Genomic DNA, 21,955 nt, shown 5'->3' on the forward strand with positions numbered 1-21,955 from the left:
GCCGCGCCCGCCCCATTCACGAGGCGGGCGCGGGGAATCACGCGGCGTTGAGGCGGGCCTTGAGGGCGTCCAGCTCGGACCACAGCACTGCCGGCAGTTTGTCGCCGAACTTGGCGAACCACTCCTCGACCTGCGGGATCTCGGCCAGCCACTCGTCGGTGTCGACACGCAGCACGGCTTCGAGGTCGGCGCGGCTGATGTCGAGGCCGGTCACGTCGATCGCGTCGGCGGTCGGCACGTGGCCGATGGGGGTCTCGATCGCGTCGCCGCGGCCGTCGAGGCGTTCGACGATCCATTTGAGGACGCGTGAGTTCTCGCCGAAGCCCGGCCAGAGGAAGCCGCCGTCCTCGTCGCGGCGGAACCAGTTGACGTAGAAGACCTTCGGCAGTTTCTCGGCGTCGCCGGAGGCCGCCTTGCCCATCTCGATCCAGTGGTTGAAGTAGTCGCCGGCGTGGTACCCGATGAACGGCAGCATCGCCATCGGGTCGCGGCGGACCACGCCGACCTGGCCGACCGCGGCGGCGGTGGTCTCGGACGAGAGCGTTGCGCCGAAGTAGACACCGTGCACCCAGTCGCGGGCCTCGGTGACCAGCGGGACCGTCGTCTTGCGGCGGCCGCCGAAGAGGATCGCGTCGATCGGTACGCCGCGAGGGTCGTCGTACTCGGGCGCCAGGATCGGGCACTGGTTGATCGGGGTGCAGAAGCGGCTGTTCGGGTGGCTGGACGGCTCGTCGGAGTCCGGTGTCCAGTCGTTGCCCTTCCAGTCGATCAGGTGCGCGGGCGGCTCACCCATCCCCTCCCACCAGATGTCGTTGTCGTCGGTACGCGCGACGTTGGTGAACACGGAGTTGCCGCGGGCCAGCGTGCGCATCGCGTTGGGGTTGGTGTGCTGGTCCGTGCCGGGTGCGACACCGAAGAGGCCGTACTCCGGGTTGGTCGCCCACAGCCGGCCGTCCTCGCCGAACCGCATCCAGGCGATGTCGTCGCCGACCGTCTCGACCTTCCAGCCCGGGAGCGTCGGCTCGAGCATGGCCAGGTTGGTCTTGCCGCACGCCGACGGGAATGCGCCCGCGATGTACTTGACCTGCCCCTCGGGTGAGGTCAGCTTCATGATCAGCATGTGCTCGGCCAGCCAGCCCTCGTCGCGGGCGGCGACGCTGGCGATCCGCAGCGCAAAACACTTCTTGCCGAGCAGCGAGTTGCCGCCGTACCCGGAGCCGAAGGACCAGATCTCGCGGGTCTCCGGGAAGTGCGAGATGTACTTCGTCTCGTTGCAGGGCCAGGCCACGTCGGCTTCGCCCTCGGCCAGCGGGCGGCCGACGGAGTGCAGCGCGGGCACGAAGTCCGCGTCGTCACCCATCGCGGCCAGGACCGGGGTGCCCATCCTCGTCATGATCCGCATCGAGGTCACGACGTACGCGCTGTCGGTGATCTCGACGCCGAACATCGGGCTGGGTGCGTCGAGCGGTCCCATGCAGAACGGGACGACGTACATGGTGCGCCCGCGCATGCAGCCGCGGTACAGCTCCGTCATCGTCGCCTTCATCTCGTCCGGCGCCGTCCAGTTGTTGGTCGGGCCGGCGTCGGCGGGATCCACGGAGCAGATGAAGGTGCGTTCCTCGACCCGGGCGACGTCCCCGGGGTCGGTCCGCGCCCAGAACGAGTTGGGCCGCTTGACGGGATCGAGACGCACCAGCGAGCCGGCTTCGACCAGCGTGTCGGTGAGCCGCGCCCATTCTTCGTCGGAGCCGTCACACCAGACGACGCGGTCGGGCGCGGTGAGGGCGGCAACCTCGTCGACCCAGGTCAGGAGCTTGGCATGAGCAGTGGGGGGCACAGACATGTGAATCCCTTCGGTCGGCACTGACCTGTGACGAACCAGGCCGGTGGAGCCGGCCGGTGTCACGGGAGTCACGTCAGCCTAAGCCGAGGAAACATTCAGTTCATCGGCGAATCTTGTGGACAACCGCACAATCCTCGGCGTTTGTGCGCGATCACGATCGATCCTTCGCCGTTTGATGCAGAAGCGCGCAGGAGCACCGAGCCGGATGCATTCCTGCACCGCTTCCAGCCTGCTTTCACAAAGCGGACGAAACGGCCTAAGCTAGCCGCTAATCGGGCTTTCCTCCCACTCCCCGCTACAGGAGGCAGGAATGACGATCCCGGCCGGCGAGACCGATGACACCGATCTGCTGGCCGCCGTTCGCGCGGGTGACACCGCCGCGTACGGCGTCCTGTACCAGCGCCACCGGGCCGCCGCCCGCGCGCTGGCGTACGGGCTCGTCCACGATCCCGCCGATGCCGACGACCTGGTCGCCGAGACGTTCGCCAAGGTCTTCGCCTCGCTGCGCGCCGGGCGCGGTCCGCTGGTGGCCTTCCGTGCCTACCTCTGCACGACGTTGCGGCACGTCTGTTACCACCGGGCCCGGCGTGACCGCCGGCTCGAGTTCACCGACGACCTGACCCGGTACGACGAAGGCGAACCGTTCCGCGACCCCGCCCTCGACCACCTCGAGCGCACGTACGCCGCCCGTGCCTTCCGGGCGCTGCCGGACCGGTGGCGGGACGTGCTGTGGCGCACCGAGGTCGAAGGGGCCAGCCCGGCCGAGGTCGCCCCGCACCTGGGCCTGACCCCGAACGCCGTCGCCGTGCTCGCCCACCGGGCGCGAGAGGGCCTGCGCCGCCTTTACCTCCAGCAGCACGTCGCCGTGGCGGACCCGCCCGAGTGCCGGTGGACCGGCGACCGGCTCGGCGGGCACGTCCGCGGACGCATGGCACCCCGCGACGCCGTACGGCTCGAGGCGCACCTCGGCTGGTGCACAGGTTGCCAGGCCCGGCACGCCGAGCTCACCGAGATCAACCAGGGTAGTTACCGTGCGTTCAAGCAGCGTGACCACAACGGGACCGACGGGTTAAGAGTCGCTCACAAAAACGGCAGTCCGTGACCCGCGCCGGTACTCTCGGGATCGTGCCTGCCGAGATTCTGCCCGCACTGCGGGCACGCTTCGGGGCACTCGTGCGCGAGCTGAGCAAGTTCGGCACCGTCGGCAGCATCGCCTTCGCCATCGACCTGGCCATCTTCAACGTGCTCCTGCAGACCGGCAGCGAGACGCTGATCGCCAAGACGATCTCCACGGTCATCGCGACGACCGTGGCGTTCCTCGGCAACCGGTTCTGGACCTGGCGGCACCGCGGGCACGCGCACATGGCCCGGCAGTACACGATGTTCTTCCTGCTCAACGCGGTCGGCCTCGGCATCGGCCTGGCCTGCCTGGCGATCAGCCACTACGGTCTGGGCCAGGTCTGGCCGGAGTTCCAGACGCCGCTCGCGGACAACATCTCGGGCCAGTTCGTCGGCACCGCCGTGGGCACCCTGTTCCGCTTCTGGTCGTACCGCCGCTTCGTGTTCGGCGACACCGTGGTCCCGGACCCGATCGAGCCGGGCCTCCCGGTCCAGTCACACCTGCACGCGTCCGCACCGGCGCCGCAGTCCGCGCCGCCGAGCACCCCGCGCGCCGTTCCGCGAATGTGACGTCGGGTTCACCCACCCGTCCGGTACGACGTCCTCGCCCTTTCCCCCCGTAAGGTTGACCAATGCCTTCAGCCCGCTCGCTGGCGGACCGCCTGCGCTCCCTCGCCCCCGAAGCACTCGCCTTCGGTGTCATCGGGGCCGGCAACACCCTGCTCTACATGGCGATCACCTGGGCTCTGCTGCCCATCGGCGCCGTCAAGGCGAGCATCGTCGCAACGCTCGTGACGACGACCCTCGCGTACCTCGCCAACCGGTACTGGACCTACCGCCACCACACCCGCAGCGCCCTGCGCCGCGAATACACCCTGTTCTTCGGGTTCAACCTGATCGGCATGGTCATCCAGTCGGGCGCGGTCGCCATCGGCAAGTACGGCTTCGGCCTCACCGAGCAGCACGACGAGCTGCTGTTCATGGGTGTCACGGTGCTGGGCATCGGCGTGGCGACGATCTTCCGCTTCTGGGCGTACAGGACCTTCGTCTTCCTGAAGCCGCCGGTCGACGGGCACGAGGCCGTCGTGGCGGAGATGGACGTCGTCGCCGGTCTGGCCGAGCTCAGCGCCGAGGCCGACGGGAGCCTGGACGCGGAGTTGGCAAAGGAGATCGACGCCCAGCGTCGCGCTGTCTGACGGGCTCCGGCGGCAGGTCATCGCCGGGTTCCTCGTCGTCGCCGTCACCGCGTAGCTCACGGTCGGTCTCGATCAGCTCGTAGAGCAGGGTCTGCACCCGCTGCGCGTGCGGCACCGACGCCAGCACCGCGACCTGGTCACCGATCGAGTCGATCTTCAGCGTCCCGGAACCGAGCAGCCGGTCGAGCAGCGACTGGCTCATCGCGTGGTCGTTCACCCTGTTCAGCGGGAGGTCCCGGCGCTCGCGGGCGATCACGCCGTCCTGCAGCAGGATCCGCTCGTCGGTCAGGACGTAATGCGTGGTCCGCCAGACCAGCAGCGGCCAGACACCCCGGGTCAGACCCATGAAGAGCGCGATCGCCCCGACCACCAGCACACCGATCAGGCCACCGGTCGTCGGCGGCAGCATCACCCAGACCAGAATCACCGCGGCCAGGGCGGTCAGCAGCACCAGAACCGGACGGACGGCCGCCTTCGCATGCGGGTGGAGGTGGAGGACAACCTCCTCCTCCTCGGTCAAAATCTCGTCCGGGAACGCCACCCGGTCAGCGTACGTGGAGGACGTCCCCCGCCGAGACGCGCCGCTCACCGTCAGCCGTTAGAACGACCAGCCGCCCGTCACCGTCCACCGTGGTCGCCGAGCCGGTGAATTCCTCGCCGTTCGGCAACAGCACCCGCACGTCCCGGCCGACCGTCGAACAACCCCTCTGGTACGCGGCCAGCAGCCCGCACATCTCCGCGTCACCCTCGGCCTCGCGCCAGCCGACGTACCACTGGGCGACACCCCGCAGCAGTGAACGCAGCAGCGGATCACGGTCGGTGGCCTTGGCCCCCGCCGTCTGCAAAGAGGTCGCCTGCAGACCGGTGGTCGGAAGCTCCTCCGGACGTGTCGTCACGTTGAGGCCGATGCCGACGACCACGGCGTCCTCGGCCACCTCGGCGAGGATCCCCGCCGCTTTGGCGTCACCGGCCTCGGTGCTGATCAGCAGGTCGTTGGGCCACTTCAGCGAGGCATCCAGCTCGGCGAGACGCTGCACGGTCTCCAGCAGCGCAACACCGGCCATCAGCGGCAACCAGCCCCAGGTGCGCTGCGGCGCGGGCGCCCAGCCCCGTTCGGCGTCGGCCGCACCCGGACGCACCATGATGCTCAGCGTCAGACCCGCCCGGGCCGGCGAGACCCACTGCCGGTCGCGGCGCCCCCGCCCGGCGACCTGCTGCTCGGCGACGATCACCAGCCCGCCGGCGGCACCGTCACGGGCAGCCGCCGCGGCGTCGGCGTTTGTCGAACCCGTCTCGGTCCGCACCTCGACCCGCTGCCACAGCCCTCCGGGCACCACGAGCGCACGCTGCAGCGCCCGCTCGGCCAGCGGCGGACGATCAAGATCGGTGTACGGCGAGGAGGCCATCGCCCCAGCGTAGGCCCACCCACCGCACGCCGTCAGCTGGGCTCGGCCGCGTGCCTGCTGACGTAGACGGTGCTGCGCGGCTCGGGCTGCCCACCGGACGGGCGGGGCCGCGGGCGGGGACGGGCCCGGGCTGCCATCTCCCCGAGCTCCATGGCCGGGATCGCCTGGGTCGGTCCCTCACCGACCGGCCCACGACGCTTCCGAGCCATCACGCCGGGGCGGCGCGACCGGTCGTCGACCCGGCGCCCGTTGTCGTCGTGGACAACCGGATCGGGGCGCGCCTCGTTCACCGGAAACCGCGGCGTCCCGGCCCGGTTCGCGTCCTCCCGCCAGAAGCCGCGCCCCTCTTCGGCCGGCGACTCGTCGTCGTCGGTGGCGGCACGGCCCTCACGGTGCGCGATCTCGTCCCGGCGGGACCACGACCGCGGCAACTCGATCCGGTCGTCCGGCCGCGCCGGCGGCCACTGCGGCACGAGGGCCGTCGGTTCGGACTCGACCTCCGCCACCTCCTCCGCCACCGGGTACGGCGGCACCTCGGGCAGACGCTCCACCGGCACCGGCCAGCCGTACTCGGAGTCGTAGGTCCCCTCCGGCACCGGCGTCCAGTACTCGCCGGAGACCGGCTCGGGCTCGTCCCGGTACTCCGGCCGGATCCAGCCTTCGACCCGGTCGCCGTACCGCGACTCGGCCCGGCTGCCCCACGGCCGATCCGGGTCGTCCGGCCCTCCGTCGAACAGGCCTGCCTGGTCGCCGAAAAGACCCGCGTCAGCAGGCCCGCCGAGGTCATCGAAGCGGCCCGCGTCAGCAGCACCGCCCCGATCGTCGAAGCGGCCATCGGCAGCTCCGCCCCGGTCGTCGAAGCGGCCCGAGTCGGCAGCTCCGCTTCGGTTGTCGAAGCGTCCCGGCTCGCCGAAACGGCCGGTTTCCCCTGTCAGGCCGGTGTCGCCGAAGCGGCCTGTAGCGGCCTCGTCGGGTTGACCTGGATTGCCGAAGAGGGCCGCGTGGTCCGCCTCGTCCGGTACCGCATAAAGGCCGTCTCCCGCCCGGTCCGATCCGGCGAAGAGGGCATCTCCCGCCTCGGGACCGGCGAACAAGGCATCCCCCGCGTCGTCGGACCTGGCGCTTCCGACCTCGTCGAGGCCGGCGAAGCGGGAGCCTCCCGCCTCGTCCGTCCTGGCATCTCCAGCGTCGTCGGGGACGGCAAAAAGAGAGCCTCTCGCCTCGGGGGATCCAGCGCCTCCAGCTTCGTCGAGGCCTTCGGCCTCGTCCGGCCCGGTGCCTCCGGCCTCGTCGGGGACGGCGAAGAGGCCGGTGAAGGCGCTGGTGAACGAGCCGGACCCGCCGTTGGTGTCCACGGCCTCAAAATCACCCGACAGCTCGGGGTCCTCCGGGGTCTCCAGATATCCGGGCGACCAGACGTCGCGGGTCCCGCCCTCGCGACCATCACCATCCCGGACGTCACTCCCCCGGAGATCACTGCTACCCAGCTCATCGGACTGTTGTTCATCGGGGAGCCGGCCGTCAGCGCCGTGCTCGTGCAGGGCCTGGTCGGCGGGGTCGAGGAAGTGGTCGGCCAGGAAGTCGTCGGCCAGGTCGAGCGGCGGAGGTTCCTCGTCCGCGACACGGTCCAGGTCGGGGTCGATGTCGAGCTCGGGATCGCCACTGCGCACCGGTACCAGGGTGTCCAGCGCGAGGAGGCTTACGTCGGCGGGTCCGGAGGCCACTGCAACAGGCGCGAGCGGTTCTTCGTCGAACAGACGCACCCCTCCACCGTCCCTGCTCTGCGGCGGGACGACCGGGATCCGGCCGGACAGCTCCTCACCAGGCGCGACGCTCGCGGATCGTCCGGTTTCCGCGCCGGAAACGGGAGCCGAGGTGGGCCAGAAACGTCGAGATCCCGGAGCGCCCTCCGGGTGGCCGGCCGCAGGCGCCGGCGCGGGGGAAGCTCCGCGCGACCGGGCCAGCAACGCCGCCGACAGAGCTTCCGCTCTCTGGTCGGTCGGCCGACCGGGGCGCGAGACCTGCGGATCCGCGCCGGACTGCCGCTTCCCGCCGGCCCGGTCACCCGAGTCGTCCGTTCCCTTCGAACGCGACGACCGCCCGCCCGCACCCGCCCGCGACGCCGGGGCGCCACCACGGGACTGCCGGTCGCCGGCCTGCGCGTTCCCAGCCTGCCGGTCGCCGACCGAACGCGACCCGGAGACCTGACCAGGCCCCTCAGACTGCCGACCACCTACGGAGCGCGCCCCAGAAACCTGACCCGGCCCTTCAGACTGCCGACCGCCGACCGAACGCGCCCCAGAAACCTGACCGGGCCCCTCGGACTGCCGGCCGCCTACTGAGCGCGCCCCGGAGATCTGACCCGGCCCCTCGGATTGCCGGCCGGCCACCGGGCGCGCCCCGGAAACCTGGCCCGGCCCCTCGGACGGCCGATCGCCGACCGAGCGCGACCCGGAGTCCTGGACCGCGCCGCCGGGGTGGCGGTCGTCGGTTGAGCGCGACGTCGCGTAGACCGAGCTCGAGCGGGCCGGGGGTGTGACGGCGGTGGGTTCCGGCTCGCGGGCGGCGGACCGGCCGCGGCGTTGTTTGCGGGTCGGGGCAGCACGACCAGGGACTTCCCCGCTCGCGGCAGCACCGTCGGCGTGGGCGCCGCCCGTGCCGGCGGCTCGGCGGCCGGTACGGGTCGTGGGCCGTTCGGCGGCGGTTTTCTGCGCGTTGCCGAAGAGGGCCCTGCGGAAAACGATGAGCGTGGTGATGCCACCGACGATCAACGCCACGCCGACGGGGGTCATCCATGTCGTCACGGGGGTTGTAACGAATGGGGCATTGAGTGCGAAACGTCCGAAGTGCGCTACCCCTCGCCCGGGCACCGCACTTCCCCCTGCTGACCCTGGATACGATCTTCGGGGCATGCGGGGGCGAGCGAAGGACAGGGCATCGTGACGGCGCAGCAGGACGACTTCCAGACCACGGCCGGAAAGCTCGCCGATCTCGAGCGGCGCATCGACGAGGCCGTGCACGCCGGTTCGGCCCGCGCGGTCGAGAAGCAGCACGCCCGCGGCAAGAAGACCGCCCGTGAGCGCATCGAGCTGCTGCTCGACGAGGGTTCATTCGTGGAGCTGGACGGACTCGCCCGGCACCGGTCCACCGCTTTCGGGCTGGAGAAGAACCGCCCGTACGGCGATGGTGTGGTCACCGGTCACGGCACGGTCGACGGCCGCCAGGTGTGCGTGTTCTCGCAGGACTTCACCGTCTTCGGCGGCTCGCTGGGCGAGGTGTTCGGCGAGAAGATCGTCAAGGTGCTCGACCTGGCCATGAAGATCGGCTGCCCGATCATCGGCATCAACGACTCCGGCGGCGCGCGCATCCAGGAGGGTGTGGTCGCGCTCGGGCTCTACGCCGACATCTTCTTCCGCAACGTCCGGGCCAGCGGTGTCATCCCGCAGATCTCGTTGATCATGGGTCCGTGCGCCGGTGGTGCCGTCTACTCCCCGGCGATCACCGACTTCACGGTGATGGTCGACCAGACGTCGCACATGTTCATCACCGGGCCGGACGTCATCCGTACGGTCACCGGCGAGGACGTCGGCATGGAGGAGCTGGGCGGCGCACGCACGCACAACTCCCGCAGCGGGAACGCCCACTATCTCGCGAGCGACGAGGACGACGCCGTCGACTACGTACGGGCGCTGTTGTCGTACCTGCCCAGCAACAACCTGGACGAACCGACCGTGCTCGAGGAGACCGCCGACCTGGTGGCGGGCGAAGCCGATCTTGATCTGGACTCGCTGATCCCGGACTCGGCGAACCAGCCCTACGACATCAAGCGGGTCGTCGAGGCCGTCGTCGAGGACTTCCTCGAGGTCCAGCCGCTGTACGCGCAGAACATCGTGGTCGGGTTCGGTCGTGTCGAGGGCCGCCCGGTCGGTGTGGTCGCGAACCAGCCGATGCACTTCGCCGGCACGCTCGACATCGCGGCGTCCGAGAAGGCCGCCCGCTTCGTGCGGACCTGCGACGCGTTCAACATCCCGGTGCTGACCTTCGTCGACGTGCCCGGCTTCCTGCCGGGCACCGGCCAGGAGTGGGACGGGATCATCCGGCGCGGAGCCAAGCTGATCTACGCGTACGCCGAAGCGACCGTCCCCAAGGTCACCGTGATCACCCGCAAGGCGTACGGCGGCGCGTACGACGTGATGGGCTCGAAGCACCTCGGCGCCGACATGAACTTCGCCTGGCCGACGGCGCAGATCGCGGTGATGGGCGCCCAGGGTGCGGTCAACATCCTGTACCGCAGCGAGCTCGCCGAAGCCGACGACCCGGCGGCGCTGCGTACCGAGCTGATCAAGGAGTACGAGGACACACTCGCGAACCCGTACATCGCGGCCGAGCGGGGTTACGTGGACGCGGTGATCAAGCCGTCGGAGACCCGCGCGCAGGTCACGCGGGCGCTGCGGATGCTGCGGAGCAAGCGGGAGACGCTGCCGCCGAAGAAGCACGGCAACATCCCGCTCTGATCAGGAGCGCAGGTGCAGCAGGGTGGCGCCGCCGTAGACCAGCGCCGCCATCGTGCCGAGCCAGAAGAGCGCCAGCCAGAAGATGTCCGGCAGCACCGTGAGCTTCTGCAGGATCGCGGCGTCGGAACCCCGGTCGTCCCGGTAGGTCGCCCAGAACAGTCCGGTGATCGTCCGGACGCCGCCGATGAGCAGGAACCACACCCAGAAGTAGCCGAAGGCCAGCTGGGCCGGGTCCGGCCAGTGCCGGGCGACCCAGTAGAGCACCACGCCCGTACCGATGACGGCGACAAACCCGAGCGGATTACGGATCATCAGCAGGATGACGGCCAGCAGGCCGACACTCGCCCACAGCACCATCTCGGGCTGTCCGCGGGCCAGCAAAAACACTCCGCCGAGGCCGAGTGCGGACGGCCCGAGATAACCGGCCAGGGTGATGAACAGGTCGGCGAGCCACGGCATGCTGGGCGAAAAACGCGTCTCGCCGCCACCGTCGGCGGTCACCCTGACGCCGTGGACCTTCTGACCGAAGAGGACGCCGAACATCGCGTGGCCGCCCTCGTGCGCGACCGCGATCGTGTGCTGCGTGAACCGCCACAACGGCACGGCGGCCACCCAGGCCACCACGCCGGAAGTCCAGGCCAGACCCAGAGAACCCGCCATGGTCCGACGCTACTGACGGTCACCGGCAAGCCACATCACCGCCGGATACTCAAAGTGTTGCCGTCCGGCTACTTCAAGTCAGGGCGTGTTGCTGACAGCGGGCAACCACTGGCCGGCCAGCATGAACGCGCCGACCACCAGCGCCGCAAGATCAACGACGAGGAAAACACCCACCCAGAAGATCGCCGGTACGTGCGTGATGCCGGCCAGCTGGTCCGCATCGGACTCCGGCATGCGACCGCGACCGCGCAACTTCTGCAGCTCGAAGACCGGGCGCACACCGCCGATCAGCAGGAACCACACACCGACGTACGCAAAAGCGGCCTGGACTTGCGCGGACGCGTACCAGGAAACCCCGAACACGATCGCGCCGGTGACCAGGACGGACACCGCACCGAAGACGTTCCGGATGTTGATGAGCATGAGCAGCAGCAGGACCACGGCCAGCCACAGCAGCAGCGTGATGCGATTGCCGCCGAGCAGCCAGGCGCCGCCGAGACCCACCAGGGACGGCGCGATGTAGCCCGCCAGCAGGGTGAACATCATGCCGGGGCCGGTCGGGCGACCCGCCGAGAGCGTGAGCCCCGACGTGTCGAACTCCAGCCGGATGCCCCGCAGTTTGCGCCCCGTGAGCAGGGCGACCAGCGCGTGGCCACCCTCGTGGGCGATGGTGATCGCGTTGCGCGCGACCCGCCACAGCGGCCGGAACGAGACCACGACCAGCGCGATCACCGCCGTCACCAGGACGAGCAGGCCGGGCGGGTCCGGCTGGGCACCGAGCAGGGTGTCCCAGAGGTCACTTACCGAGTCGATCGACACAGCCCGCGAGCGTAGTCGATCAGCGCCGGTCAGGGGGTGTCGCGGGGGTCAGGGCGAGTCTGCGGCGAGGTCCAGGTTTCGCGTCGCCAGTGGGCCGGAAGGTCGGATACCGGTGTTGTATCCGGGCTTTCGGTCCGCGCAGCGAGGCGGAAGCTGGGCCCGGCGCAGGCCGTCCTGGCCCCCGCGACACCCCCTAAGCGCGGCGGCGCAGGATGGACTCCTGCTGGGGAGTCGTGCGGCGCTGGAGCATGAGGACGCCTCCGGCGAGGATTGCTGCCACGGCGACGGTGAACAGCACGGCGAGCGTGCCGACAGCTGCCATGACGAGCGCTACATCGGCGATCGCGACGAGCATCCACAACGCGATCGTGGGCCTCTTGCCGTGTCGTCGAATCATCTTGCACCTCCATGAGTGGTGACCGATGAATACCCATTCACCTGATCACTCAATCGCGGAGGTCACGACTTCGGCTTGAACCCCTGGTAGATCAGCTGCAGATCCTTCTTACCGGCGTCCCAGTCGCCCGGCGAGGTGTACCAGGAGAGGCCGTATGCCTGCTTGCCCGCCTTGGTGATGACCCCGCGCTTCACCGCGTGCTGCGGATTGCCGCTCGACGTGGTGTACGTGAATTCCCAGTCCGCGGCCTTCACGAAGTAGTCCACCGGCTGGATCTTGATCCGGTTGTAGTTCCGGTAGTTCCGGCCGGCCCGGTCGTCCTCCTGCTGCTCCCAGTCCGCCACCGGATCCGGTCGCGGCTTGTCGGTCTGATCGATGATCAGCAGCCGGTTGTTCTTGGTGAAGTAGACCTCGGTGCCCTGGCGCTCGATCGACGTGCCGTTCGGCAACGGCACCGAGAAGCCGGTGTCGTCGCTGTAGCGGTACCAGCCCTTCGGGATCTTGACATCACCCTGAGCCGGCGGCGGAGGCGAACTCGGCGCCGCGGACGACGGCGACGGTGACGGCGACTCCGGCGCGGGCGCAGCGGGCGCGGGCGCAGCTGTCGTGGCCGCGGTCGTCGGCTTCGTCGCGCTCGCCGCCGGCGCAACCCCGGCCTTACGGCCGTCCGGCTTGTCCTCCTCGCCACCGAACGCCTGCGGAATCACCACGATCAGAGCCAGCAGTACGGCGGCCAGCACGGCGATCGCGATGACGGTCTGCCTGCGGGTGAGCGTGGTCCCGAAGATCGTGATGCCTCGCGGTCCGCTCGACGGCTCCCGCAGATTCATCGGCTGCCAGGCGGGGCGGCTCGGCTGCCCGAACCCGGGAACGCCTGAGGTCGGGGCGGCGGCGCGCGCTGACGCCGCCTCCGTACGGGCGGCGGGGACCGCGCCGACCCGGGTGGACGCTTTGCGCTCGGCCGCGGTCTTCTGAGGACGCTTGGGGGTGCCGCCGGTGGTGCGGGGCTTGGTGGCGTCCGCGGGGGTGACCGGCTTGATGATGCGGGTGCGGTCGGGGGTGGTGCCGGGCTTGGCCTGCGGTTTGCCGTCTGTCTCGGGGGCCGCCGGGGTGATGCTGTTGGTCTTGGGTGCTGGGTCGCTGTCAGCCGTGGGGGGCTCGGTCGGTGCCTCTGCGGTTTTCGGCTCTTCGGCCTTCGACTCAGCGGTGTCCGGGTTCGGCTCTTCGGCCTTTGGCTCTGTGGTCGTCGGCGCTGCGGCCTGGGACTCTGCGGTTACCGGCTCTGCAGCCTGGGGCTCTGCGGTTACCGGCTCTGCGGCCTTGGGCTCTGCGGTCGTCGGCTCTTCTTCGGCCGGGGTCGTGGCTTCCTTGTTTGTGGCCGGCTCGGCGTCTTTGTTCTCGACCGGCTCAGCGTCTTTGCTCGTGACCGGCTCGGCTTCGGCCAGGGCGGCTTCGGCCGGGACGGCTTCGGCGGGCTGGTCGGGCTTGGTGGTGGTGCCGGCGGCACGGGCCTTCTTACGCGCTGCCTTGGAAGTCGCGAGAGAGGCTGCGGCGAGGGCCGGCTTGGTGGGTTCCGGCGTCTCTTCGACGGCTTCGGGGGCCTGCGTGACGGATTCCGGGGTCGCTGCTTCCGAGGCTGCTGCTTCCGAGGCTGCTGCTTCTGGTGCCTCGGTGACCGCTTCCGAGGTTGCTGCTTCCGGGGTCCGGGCCTCCGACGCTTCGTCGACGGCTTCGGGGGTCTCGGTCGACGGCTGCTGCGTGTCTGTTGCGGTTCCGGCTTCCACCGGCGGCGCTGCGGACTCGTCGGTGGGTGTGGTGACGGTGGACTTGGCTGGGGGTTCCGGCTGCTCCGCCTCGACCGGGGCGGGTGCCGCCGGGGAGGAGGCCGCGGCAGCCGGTGCAGACGCCGCGGGTGCCGTCGTGGCAGGTGCGGGTGCCGTCGTGGCAGGTGCCGGTGCCGGCGTGGCAGGTACCGGTGCCGGTGTGGCAGGTGCCGGTGCCGGCGTGGCTGGTTCCGCCGGTGCGGGTGCAGACGTGGCCGGTGCCGTCGCTGCCGGTGCATGGGTAGCGGGTGCCGGCGTGGCTGGTCCCGCTGCGGGGGCTGGCGTGGCTGGGGCGGTTGAGTCGCGTTTGGCCGGGGGGTTTTTTACCTCGGTGGGGGCGTCAGCCACTGCGGGGCCCGACGATGCGGCCGGCGCGGGGCGGACGGCTGGGGTGATGGGTACGGCTGTGCGGCCCGTGGGGCGCTTGCGGGCGGCGGCGACCTCGTCAGCCGTGAAGGAGCCTGGGGCGGAGCCCGACCCGCGCATCGTCGCGTCGGGGGCAGCGCCCCGCGACGGCCGTGCAGATGCTGGTGGGGTGGTGGGCGGGGCTGTGTCCGTACCGGAACGATTTTCGATCTTGGTGGCATCGAGAGCGGGCGGCTTCGGACCGTCGACCCGCGTCGGGGTTTCCGCCGGTGGGCGGCCGACCACGGCCTTGCCCGGCGTGAACCGCGGAGGGGGACCACCTGCGGGCGGCTCGACCGGCGGACGGGCCGCAGAGGCCGGCGGGCGCCCCGGGGAGACCGGTGGACGCGCCGGGGAAACGGGCGGGCGCGGGCCGGGCACAACCGGCGCGGAAGCCGACACACCAGGCACGACGGGCGGTGACAGAGCAGCCGACGGGCGCTCCCGGCCGACACCGGGGCGCCGCATGGTCGGGCTCATCGGGAAACTCAGCTTCGAGCGGCGGCCGGTGGCGCGCAGCAGCAACCGCTCGGCCTCCTCCGCGTTGATGCGGTGAGCGGGGTCCTTGCGGAGCAAACCGTTGAGCACCGGCTTCAGCGGCCCGGCGTTGCGCGCCGGCGGCGGGTTTTCGGTGGCGAGCGCAGCCAGCGTGGCGATCGCGGACGGCCGCGCGAACGGTGACGCACCCTCGACGGCGGCGTAGAGCGTCGCGCCCAGTGACCACAGGTCGGCGCCCGGCCCCGCAGTGCCGTCCCGCGCCCGCTCAGGCGCGATGTAGGCCGGTGAACCGAGCACGAGGCCGGTGCGGGTCACATTCGGGTCGCCGGGCACGGTGGCGAGGCCGAAGTCGGTCAGCACGACCCGGCCGTCCTCGCTGATGAGTACATTGCCCGGTTTCACATCCCGGTGCACCACACCCGCCCGGTGCGCGGCCCGGAGCGCGTTGAGGACACCGAGGCCGATCTCAGCGGCGCGTACCGGGGCGAAAGGCCCGTCCGCGGCGAGAATGTCCTGCAAGGAACGCGACGGCACGTACTCCATGACGATCCACGGGTCGGCGTCGGTCCGCAGCACGTCGAAAACACGCACCACGTTGATGTTGTTGAGCCGGGCGATGGCGCGCGCCTCACGCAGCGAGCGCTCCCGCATCTCTCGCCGCTCGTCAGGCGTCAGCCCAGGCGGCGGCACCAGCTCCTTGATGGCAACTTCACGGTGCAGGACGACATCGGTCGCCCGCCAGACACGACCCATCCCGCCCTGACCGAGCGGCGCAACAAGCCGGTAGCGGTCAGCGACAACAAGCGGGGGGGAAGTAGACATCACGCAGAAAATACCCGGTCATGTCGAGCCGCAGCGAATCGATCAGCCGAGTGTGGGACGCGTGTCACCGAGAACCACCCGAACCGTCGTACCCTTGATCAATGGATGAGGAACCCCAGGTCAGCGTCATCCGAGGCACACCGACCCCGGAAGAACTCGCGGCGCTGACGGTGGTCCTGACCACCCGAACCACGAACGAAGTTTCACATTCGGGCCCGCCTGAGCTGTCAGCCTGGGCCCGCAGCGCCCGCCCAGCCGCAGGCCGGACCACCTGGAGAGCCTCCGCCCACCCCACCCGGACATAGACAGGTTTCGGTAAGGTTGCGACTGTCCACAGCACTGGGTAGGGACAGCAAAGACAAGCAGTGACCGACTACTCTCGCGGAAGATTTCGCACTCTCGGGGGAGGGCCACGGCGATGAGCGAAGCGCGAGAACCACAAGGCTGGCTCGGCGGTTTCGAATCCATCGAAACAGACATCCAGGCAATGGAAGAGTTCGCCGCGACCCTGGCCAACGAGGTGGCGTCGGGCTACGCCCCACACCTCGACCAGGTCACCACCGCCATGCTCACCAGAGTCCCGAAGGGCAATCCCGCCTTCCCGGAGCTGGCCGGCTTCCTCGATCGCCACCACGAGGTCCAGCAGCAGACCTTCTCCAACACCTTCAACTTCCGCGACGGCACCCACCACTTCGCAACGGCCGCCCAGACGATCAGTGCCGAATACGCCGACACGGACGCCTACGCCCACGCCAAGGTCAACGACGTCACGCAAGCATTCACCGACGCCAGCAACCCCCTCAAGAGCGAAGGCGGGGTCGACAGCTGATGTTGATCGCAGACGGCGGCGGCGGTTACGGCGGCACGGACTGGATGTCGAAAGACGTTCGCTTCATGTGGTCCGTCATCGCCGACCAGGACACCGCGCCCCACTTCGAGGTCGTCGAAGGCTGGCGCAAAACCGCGGACCTGACCCTGACCCACCGCGGCCAGGTCCAGATGTTCCGAGACAACCTCGCAAGTGTCTGGCCGCCCTCGAAAAGCCCGGCCGCAGCTGCCTACATCGCACGCCTCGACAAACTCCTGGTCGACCTCCAGGCCACCCACGACGCCGCGGCGGCCAACTACCTGGCTTTCTCGACGGTGACGCTGACGCTGAGCCTGGCCCGCCACAAACTGAAGCCGATCCTGGACCAGTACGAGGCGAACGACCAGAAGAACCTGGCCTGGCAGGCCAAGAAGGACGCGCCGGCCAAGTCGACCACGTCGATCCAGACGCCGGCCCAGGACAAACCGCCGGTGACGTCGGCCCAGCAAGAGCAACTGAACAACCAGGCCCGCGTCATCATGTACGACCTGAGCAGCACCATCATCGAAGGCGACGCCGCCCTCAAGAAGCCTCAGCCCTACAAGCCGGGGACCGATAGTCAGGATCCTGAGTCCACAGGCCGAGATGGATCTGATTCGTCGACAGGGTTTGCGGTTCCTCCGGTGATCCCTGCTCCGGGATCAGGATCGGGATCTGGCGGCGTCTCAACACCGTCCCACAACCCGATTTCCCATTCGCCGGTCGCTTCTCCGTCACCCACCACTAACGTCCCGGTCAGCCCGATCTCGCCTGGCGTGGGTGGGGGCAGCGGACCTGTCCTGGGCGGCGTCGGGACGACTCCGGTCATTACACCTCCGACTACTGGGCCGGCGCCTTTCCCATCTCCGGTTCCCGCTCCACCTCCGACGCCTCCTGGCTTGGTGCCCGGCATCATCGGCCCACCAGGCGTCTCGACGTCCTCGAGTGCCTATGCGCAGAACGGCGGAAGACTCACGCCGGGTACCGCGATGAAACCCGGCATGGGAGCAGGTGGAGTCGGTGGCCGCATGACCATGCCATCCGGTGGGGTCATAGGAGCAAACCCGGGCAGCGGCGTCATTGGTCAGATGCCGGCGGGAAGCCCGGGAAGTCGCCCGGCAACCGGAGCCCGGGTCAACCCGGTGGGTGGTGTCATCGGCCAGCAAGGAGGTGCCCCGGGTTCTCGGGGAACCACTTCTGTCGGGCGCGGCTCAAGTCAGCACGGCCCAGCCATGAGCCCGTCCAGCCGGACACGCGGTCGAAACAGCGATCGCACCGAACCAACTCATTGGGACCCTGACAATCCTTGGACGACCGAGGAGGGCGTCGACCCGGTCGTGCTTCCGCCGGAGGAGCCTGGTCCTATCGACCCCGGACCTGCCATCGGTTACCGCAGGTGACACGTTTTATCGCAGCCGTGGTTGCGGCGGTGCTGGCGGGTTCCAGCGCCGCTGCCTACGGTGCACCGGCTATCGCTGCAGATGCGGTCCGGAACAAACAGTGGCACCTGAAATACCTCAAGGTCGAAGAAGCACATCGTTCCAGCACCGGCAAGGGCATCACCGTCGCCGTCATTGATTCTGGGGTTGCCGGACATCCTGATCTCGCTGGTTCCGTTCTTGACGGCACCGACTTTGTCAAACGCGGCGCTGACGGTCGAACCGACAGGTCTGGCCATGGCACGGGAATGGCTGGACTAATCGCTGCCCACGGAAACGGCAACAATGGGGCTTTGGGTATAGCCCCGGACGCCAAGGTGTTGCCCATCCGGGTGCTTGATCGCGGGAGGCGTAACGCCGAGGTCGGGCCGGCGATCGACTATGCCGTCAAAAAGGGCGCGAAGGTAATCAATCTGTCGCTCGGCGGTTCCATCGATCCAGCGACTCTTTCGGCTGTCGAGGAAGCCAAGGCCGCAGATGTGGTGATCATTGCCTCCGCTGGAAATAAACCGGCCGAGTTCGACGTCATCGCGCCGGCTTTCCTCAAGGACATAGTTGCGGTCGGCGCCACCAACCGTTCCGGGGAAAAAGCCGATGTTTCGGTTTCCGGTGCCGCGCTCGATTTGATGGCACCTGGAGAGGACATCGAAAGTACCGACGCCGGTGGCGGCTATCGCGTTGGAACAGGCACCTCGGATGCTGCGGCCATCGTGTCTGGAGCGGCCGCACTGATTCGTAGCAAGTATCCGGACATGAGCGCCCCGGAGGTTGTGGCGCGACTGGAGTCCACAGCTACCGACAAGGGTGCACCAGGCGTCGACAAAGACTACGGGCATGGCGTCCTCAACCTGGTTGCGGCGTTGAGTGACAGTCCTGGCTCGGGGCCGGCTCCTTCGGCCGCGCCGTCGGCTTCCGCTTCCTCGACGCCGACGGTTGCTCCGACCGTGGCCGCTCCCCCAGACAACGAGCTTGCCGGCAGCACCACCCCGCTCATTGTTGGTGGGATTGCCGCGGTCGTTGTTCTGCTGGGTGGGTTGGTGGGCGCTTTCCTTCTTGTTCGGCGGCGGTCGGGCTCGTCGGGCTGAAAGCGGGGCCTCGCTCCGGCGCGGCCACCCACGGACTTGTAGCGTTGGGTTCCGTGCAGACCGACATCACACCGCGCCTTGTTCTTGCTTCGAAGAGTCCTGCTCGGAAGGCGTTGCTTCATGCCGCCGGCATCGACGTCGACGTTCGGGTCAGTGGTGTTGACGAGTCGATCGTCAAGGCCACCGACGCCGGTGAGCTTTGTCTTGAGCTTGCGCGGTTGAAAGCGCGGGCCGTTGCTGCCACCCTTCCCGCCGAGCCGGGTGTGCTTGTTCTCGGGTGTGATTCCGTGCTCGCCTTCGACGGGCAGATTCTCGGCAAGCCGCACACCGCCGTCGAGGCCGTACGGCGGTGGACGGCCATGCGTGGCAAGCAGGGCGTTCTGCATACCGGGCATCACCTCACCGATCTGACCACCGGAAAGCAGGCGGAGGAGGTCGGTCGTACCGTGGTGCATTTTGCCGACCTCACCGACCAGGAGATCGAGGCCTACGTCGCCTCGGGTGAGCCGTTACATGTTGCCGGGGCGTTCACGATCGACGGGAAGGGTGGGGCGTTCGTCGAGCGGATCGAGGGTGATGCCGGGAACGTCATCGGGCTTTCGCTTCCGCTGCTGCGACGGCTGCTCATGACGTTCGGGCTCACCGTTCCGCAGTTGTGGCGGCGGGAGGGTTAGCGGACGCTGCGGGCGAAGAGGCGCGCTGCCCAGGTCAGGGCCAGGACTGCCAGCACGGCCATGATGGTCAGGCCCTGCCACACGTCCGAGTTGCCCAGGTCGCCGCGGAACAGCGCACGAACGCCGTTGACCGCCCAGGAGAACGGGTTCCAGTCGGCGATGCCCTGGAGCCAGCCCGGGGCGAAGGTCAACGGCAACAAGATCCCGGACAGCAGGAGTACGGGCTGAGCGACCGTGTTCATCACCGGCGCCAGGACGTCCTCGCTCTTCACGGCCAGGGCCACGCCGTACGAGACTGCGGACGTCATCAAAGAGATCAGGGCCAGCATCAGGTACGCGAGGAGCAGGTACCCGATGAACACCCGCAGGTCGAACACGAGCGCGAGCAGCGTAATGATGACAGCCTGGGCCAGCAGGGACACGGTGTCGCGGAGTGACCGGCCCAGGAGCAGTGCAAAGCGGCTGACCGGGGTGACGCGGGAGCGTTCGATGACGCCCGCCCGGAGTTCGGCGATCAGGCCGAAGCCCTGGAACAGGCCGCCAAAAATAGCCAGCAGGACCAGCAGGCCGGGGACGAAGATCTCGTACGCCTCAGCGTTGGTCGGCACGTTCAACGCCGGCTTGAGCAGGGGCGCGAACAGCAGCAGGTACATCACGGGCTGGAAGACGCCGACCAGGATCCAGATCGGGTTGCGGAGCAGCAGCTGCATCTGCCGCTGGAAGATCAGTGAGGTGTCGTGCAGCAGTTTCATGGCTCAGCTCTCCCGCAGGGATCGGCCGGTCTTGGTCAGGAACACGTCGTCGAGGCTGGGCCGGTGCAACTCGATCGTGCCGAGCTGTACGCCCGCGCCGTCGAGGGCGCGGAGAATCAGCGGGATCGCGGTCGCGCCCTCGTCCACGTAGAGGCGGACGCTGTCGTCGTGGGTCTCGAGCTTGTTGACGAAGTCGGCCGAGCCCAGCACCTCGGCGGCGCGGGCGGGTGACGGCACTCCGACGCGTACGACATCACCGGAGATCTCGCGCTTGAGAGCCGCCGGCGTGCCGGAGGCCACGATCTCGCCGTTGTCCATGATGGAGATGCGGTCGCAGAGTGCGTCGGCCTCGTCCAGGTAGTGCGTGGTGATGAAGACGGTCATGCCTTCGGCCCGCAGCCGGCGGATCTCGTCCCACATGTGGGCTCGGCTCTGCGGGTCGAGGCCCGTCGTCGGCTCGTCGAGGAAGACGACCTTCGGCTCGTGGATGATGCCGAGCGCGATGTCGACGCGGCGGCGCTGGCCACCGGAGTACGTCTTGCACTTGCGGTCCGCGTACTCGCTGAGCTGGAAGCCTTCCAGCACCCGGGCGGAACGCGCGAGCGCCTCGGATTTGCTGATGCCGTACAGCCGTGCCTGCAGGACGAGCTCCTCGCGGGCCGTCGAGTCGTCCCAGGTGCTGCCGCCCTGTGCGACGTACCCGATCCGGCGCCGGACCTCGCCCGGGTCCTTGCGCAGGTCGGCGCCGGCGATGGTCGCATCGCCGCCGTCGGGCTCGATGAGCGTGGCGAGCATGCGCAGCGTGGTGGTCTTGCCCGCGCCGTTCGGGCCGAGGAAGCCGAAGATCTCACCCTCGTCGACCTTCAGATCCACGCCGCGGACGGCCTCGACGGTCTTCTTCTCGCGGCCCTGACGGGACGTGAAGGACTTCCGCAGCCCTCGCGTTTCGATCATGGTGACCCCCAGTCCTGGGCGGACTGCTGCCCGCCACCGGTCGAGAGGCAGCGTAGGACCGCTTCCGGCGACTAGTCAAACTTGATTAATCAGAGATCTTCCCAGCCGGTCGGCGCCGTCCCTGCCGATCCCGCCGCCGGGGGCAGGTAGGACTCCCCCGACTCGATGCGCTTCGCGATGCGCTCGCACCAGCGGATCTCCGCCTCGGACCGTTCCATGGTCAGCTCCCACATCCACGACACGAACGGTGGCTTGTTGCGTGACCAGTCCGAGCTGATCGCCGCCTGGAGCTGCTTGTTCCCGGCCTCCAGCTGGGTCGCCCGGTTACGCAGCGCGGCCACGGCCTCGTGACGCGGCAGCGCCGGCAGGAACGAGAACGCGGCCAGGAACGGGTCCGGCGGCGTGGCGATCGACCACCAGTTGCCCCGCAGCAGCGACTGGAACTCCGCCGAACCCTTGTCGGTGATCTCGTAGGTGGTCCGGGCCGGCCGCGCACCGACCTGCTCGGTCGCGACCTCACGCAGCAGTTCCTCGTCGCTCAGCTTGCGCAGTGCGTGATAGATCGAGCCGGGCTGGATGTTCGCCCACTTGTCGGCGCTCCAGCTGAGCAGCTCGCGCCGCACGTCGTAACCGTGCACCGGCTGCATCCACTGGACGAGGCCGAGGATCATCATGCGGGTTGCCGACATTCTCACAGCGTAA

Annotated in this window: 20 protein-coding genes and 1 pseudogene; 9 read left to right on the forward strand and 12 right to left on the reverse strand. The window is 69.1% G+C overall.

The features are described 5' to 3' along the window. Positions 1-37: 37 nt before the first annotated feature. Positions 38-1,843, reverse strand: a complete 1,806-nt coding sequence (locus AFR_RS39480) for a phosphoenolpyruvate carboxykinase (GTP) (protein WP_041841481.1) — start codon at positions 1,841-1,843, stop codon at positions 38-40. 310 nt (positions 1,844-2,153) lie between these two features. Between AFR_RS39480 and AFR_RS39485 the strand changes: the two genes are divergently transcribed. From AFR_RS39485 to AFR_RS39495, 3 genes are all read left to right on the forward strand, one after another. After that, positions 2,154-2,945, forward strand: coding sequence for a sigma-70 family RNA polymerase sigma factor (locus AFR_RS39485; protein WP_023562447.1), 792 nt, complete (start codon positions 2,154-2,156; stop codon positions 2,943-2,945). A 23-nt stretch (positions 2,946-2,968) separates the two neighbouring features. Further along, the gene (locus tag AFR_RS39490; protein WP_238547191.1) at positions 2,969-3,532 is read left to right on the forward strand and encodes a GtrA family protein; all 564 of its coding nucleotides are present in this window, start codon (positions 2,969-2,971) and stop codon (positions 3,530-3,532) included. A 62-nt stretch (positions 3,533-3,594) separates the two neighbouring features. Beyond that, a complete protein-coding gene (locus tag AFR_RS39495; protein ID WP_023562449.1) occupies positions 3,595-4,158 on the forward strand; it encodes a GtrA family protein in 564 nt (187 codons plus the stop codon). Here AFR_RS39495 and AFR_RS39500 read toward each other — a convergent pair. From AFR_RS39500 to AFR_RS39510, 3 genes are read right to left on the reverse strand one after another with little or no spacing between them, the layout of a single operon-like run. Beyond that, positions 4,085-4,699, reverse strand: coding sequence for a PH domain-containing protein (locus AFR_RS39500; RefSeq protein ID WP_023562450.1), 615 nt, complete (start codon positions 4,697-4,699; stop codon positions 4,085-4,087). The two genes, AFR_RS39495 and AFR_RS39500, sit on opposite strands and share 74 nt — an antisense overlap. Before the next feature lie 4 nt (positions 4,700-4,703). Continuing rightward, on the reverse strand, positions 4,704-5,564 hold the full coding sequence (locus AFR_RS39505) for a biotin--[acetyl-CoA-carboxylase] ligase (RefSeq protein WP_023562451.1): 861 nt from the start codon (positions 5,562-5,564) through the stop codon (positions 4,704-4,706). A 32-nt stretch (positions 5,565-5,596) separates the two neighbouring features. Further along, entirely contained in the window at positions 5,597-7,327 is a 1,731-nt protein-coding gene (locus AFR_RS39510; RefSeq protein WP_148308210.1) for a hypothetical protein, read from the reverse strand. Between the two features lie 1,173 nt (positions 7,328-8,500). Between AFR_RS39510 and AFR_RS39515 the strand changes: the two genes are divergently transcribed. Beyond that, the gene (locus tag AFR_RS39515; RefSeq protein WP_041841482.1) at positions 8,501-10,078 is read left to right on the forward strand and encodes an acyl-CoA carboxylase subunit beta; all 1,578 of its coding nucleotides are present in this window, start codon (positions 8,501-8,503) and stop codon (positions 10,076-10,078) included. Here the strand turns inward: AFR_RS39515 and AFR_RS39520 are convergent, their stop codons facing one another. The 5 genes and pseudogenes from AFR_RS39520 to AFR_RS48245 form a co-directional block, all read right to left on the reverse strand. Then, the gene (locus AFR_RS39520; protein WP_023562454.1) at positions 10,079-10,738 is read right to left on the reverse strand and encodes a M50 family metallopeptidase; all 660 of its coding nucleotides are present in this window, start codon (positions 10,736-10,738) and stop codon (positions 10,079-10,081) included. It lies immediately after the preceding gene. 78 nt (positions 10,739-10,816) lie between these two features. Beyond that, positions 10,817-11,557 (reverse strand): M50 family metallopeptidase, encoded by a 741-nt coding sequence (locus AFR_RS39525; protein WP_023562455.1) that lies wholly within the window; start codon positions 11,555-11,557, stop codon positions 10,817-10,819. Between the two features lie 193 nt (positions 11,558-11,750). Further along, positions 11,751-11,954, reverse strand: a complete 204-nt coding sequence (locus AFR_RS44670; protein ID WP_023562456.1) for a hypothetical protein — start codon at positions 11,952-11,954, stop codon at positions 11,751-11,753. A gap of 62 nt (positions 11,955-12,016) precedes the next feature. After that, on the reverse strand, positions 12,017-14,263 hold the full coding sequence (locus AFR_RS48890; RefSeq protein ID WP_498368209.1) for a serine/threonine kinase C-terminal domain-containing protein: 2,247 nt from the start codon (positions 14,261-14,263) through the stop codon (positions 12,017-12,019). Beyond that, positions 14,258-15,502: pseudogene (locus tag AFR_RS48245) on the reverse strand (serine/threonine-protein kinase); the annotation flags it as partial. The pseudogene AFR_RS48245 and the gene AFR_RS48890, both read right to left, overlap by 6 nt. A gap of 101 nt (positions 15,503-15,603) precedes the next feature. Between AFR_RS48245 and AFR_RS45605 the strand changes: the two are divergent. The 5 genes from AFR_RS45605 to AFR_RS39550 all read left to right on the forward strand — a co-directional run bounded on the left by AFR_RS45605 (position 15,604) and on the right by AFR_RS39550 (position 19,547). Then, complete coding sequence (locus AFR_RS45605) at positions 15,604-15,807, forward strand: acyl-CoA carboxylase epsilon subunit (RefSeq protein ID WP_084298280.1); 204 nt, start codon at positions 15,604-15,606, stop codon at positions 15,805-15,807. 113 nt (positions 15,808-15,920) lie between these two features. Beyond that, the gene (locus AFR_RS39540) at positions 15,921-16,331 is read left to right on the forward strand and encodes a hypothetical protein (protein WP_148308212.1); all 411 of its coding nucleotides are present in this window, start codon (positions 15,921-15,923) and stop codon (positions 16,329-16,331) included. Next, complete coding sequence (locus AFR_RS46520) at positions 16,331-17,749, forward strand: hypothetical protein (RefSeq protein ID WP_148308213.1); 1,419 nt, start codon at positions 16,331-16,333, stop codon at positions 17,747-17,749. Before AFR_RS39540 ends, AFR_RS46520 begins: the two co-directional genes overlap by 1 nt. Beyond that, a complete protein-coding gene (locus AFR_RS45610) occupies positions 17,746-18,873 on the forward strand; it encodes a S8 family serine peptidase (protein WP_023562460.1) in 1,128 nt (375 codons plus the stop codon). Before AFR_RS46520 ends, AFR_RS45610 begins: the two co-directional genes overlap by 4 nt. Positions 18,874-18,926: 53 nt before the next feature. Continuing rightward, positions 18,927-19,547 (forward strand): Maf family protein, encoded by a 621-nt coding sequence (locus AFR_RS39550; RefSeq protein WP_041841483.1) that lies wholly within the window; start codon positions 18,927-18,929, stop codon positions 19,545-19,547. Here AFR_RS39550 and AFR_RS39555 read toward each other — a convergent pair. From AFR_RS39555 to AFR_RS39565, 3 genes are all read right to left on the reverse strand, one after another. Beyond that, positions 19,544-20,299, reverse strand: a complete 756-nt coding sequence (locus tag AFR_RS39555; RefSeq protein ID WP_023562462.1) for an ABC transporter permease — start codon at positions 20,297-20,299, stop codon at positions 19,544-19,546. The two genes, AFR_RS39550 and AFR_RS39555, sit on opposite strands and share 4 nt — an antisense overlap. Before the next feature lie 3 nt (positions 20,300-20,302). Then, positions 20,303-21,253, reverse strand: coding sequence for a daunorubicin resistance protein DrrA family ABC transporter ATP-binding protein (locus AFR_RS39560; RefSeq protein ID WP_023562463.1), 951 nt, complete (start codon positions 21,251-21,253; stop codon positions 20,303-20,305). Positions 21,254-21,342: 89 nt separating this feature from the next. After that, positions 21,343-21,942 (reverse strand): PadR family transcriptional regulator, encoded by a 600-nt coding sequence (locus tag AFR_RS39565; RefSeq protein WP_238547192.1) that lies wholly within the window; start codon positions 21,940-21,942, stop codon positions 21,343-21,345. Positions 21,943-21,955: the final 13 nt, after the last annotated feature.

The sequence above is a fragment of the Amorphoplanes friuliensis DSM 7358 genome, from assembly GCF_000494755.1.
Classification (GTDB): domain Bacteria; phylum Actinomycetota; class Actinomycetes; order Mycobacteriales; family Micromonosporaceae; genus Actinoplanes; species Actinoplanes friuliensis.

What these genes read in the sequence shown, in the direction of transcription:
- AFR_RS39505 (WP_023562451.1), bottom strand. Translation starts at nt 5,564, where the DNA reads ATGGCCTCCTCGCCGTACACCGATCTTGATCGTCCGCCGCTGGCCGAG.
- AFR_RS39495 (WP_023562449.1), top strand. Translation starts at nt 3,595, where the DNA reads ATGCCTTCAGCCCGCTCGCTGGCGGACCGCCTGCGCTCCCTCGCCCCC.
- AFR_RS39565 (WP_238547192.1), bottom strand. Translation starts at nt 21,942, where the DNA reads ATGTCGGCAACCCGCATGATGATCCTCGGCCTCGTCCAGTGGATGCAG.
- AFR_RS39555 (WP_023562462.1), bottom strand. Translation starts at nt 20,299, where the DNA reads ATGAAACTGCTGCACGACACCTCACTGATCTTCCAGCGGCAGATGCAG.
- AFR_RS46520 (WP_148308213.1), top strand. Translation starts at nt 16,331, where the DNA reads ATGTTGATCGCAGACGGCGGCGGCGGTTACGGCGGCACGGACTGGATG.
- AFR_RS39480 (WP_041841481.1), bottom strand. Translation starts at nt 1,843, where the DNA reads ATGTCTGTGCCCCCCACTGCTCATGCCAAGCTCCTGACCTGGGTCGAC.
- AFR_RS39485 (WP_023562447.1), top strand. Translation starts at nt 2,154, where the DNA reads ATGACGATCCCGGCCGGCGAGACCGATGACACCGATCTGCTGGCCGCC.
- AFR_RS48890 (WP_498368209.1), bottom strand. Translation starts at nt 14,263, where the DNA reads ATGCGCGGGTCGGGCTCCGCCCCAGGCTCCTTCACGGCTGACGAGGTC.
- AFR_RS39540 (WP_148308212.1), top strand. Translation starts at nt 15,921, where the DNA reads ATGAGCGAAGCGCGAGAACCACAAGGCTGGCTCGGCGGTTTCGAATCC.
- AFR_RS45605 (WP_084298280.1), top strand. Translation starts at nt 15,604, where the DNA reads ATGGATGAGGAACCCCAGGTCAGCGTCATCCGAGGCACACCGACCCCG.
- AFR_RS39560 (WP_023562463.1), bottom strand. Translation starts at nt 21,253, where the DNA reads ATGATCGAAACGCGAGGGCTGCGGAAGTCCTTCACGTCCCGTCAGGGC.
- AFR_RS39520 (WP_023562454.1), bottom strand. Translation starts at nt 10,738, where the DNA reads ATGGCGGGTTCTCTGGGTCTGGCCTGGACTTCCGGCGTGGTGGCCTGG.
- AFR_RS44670 (WP_023562456.1), bottom strand. Translation starts at nt 11,954, where the DNA reads ATGATTCGACGACACGGCAAGAGGCCCACGATCGCGTTGTGGATGCTC.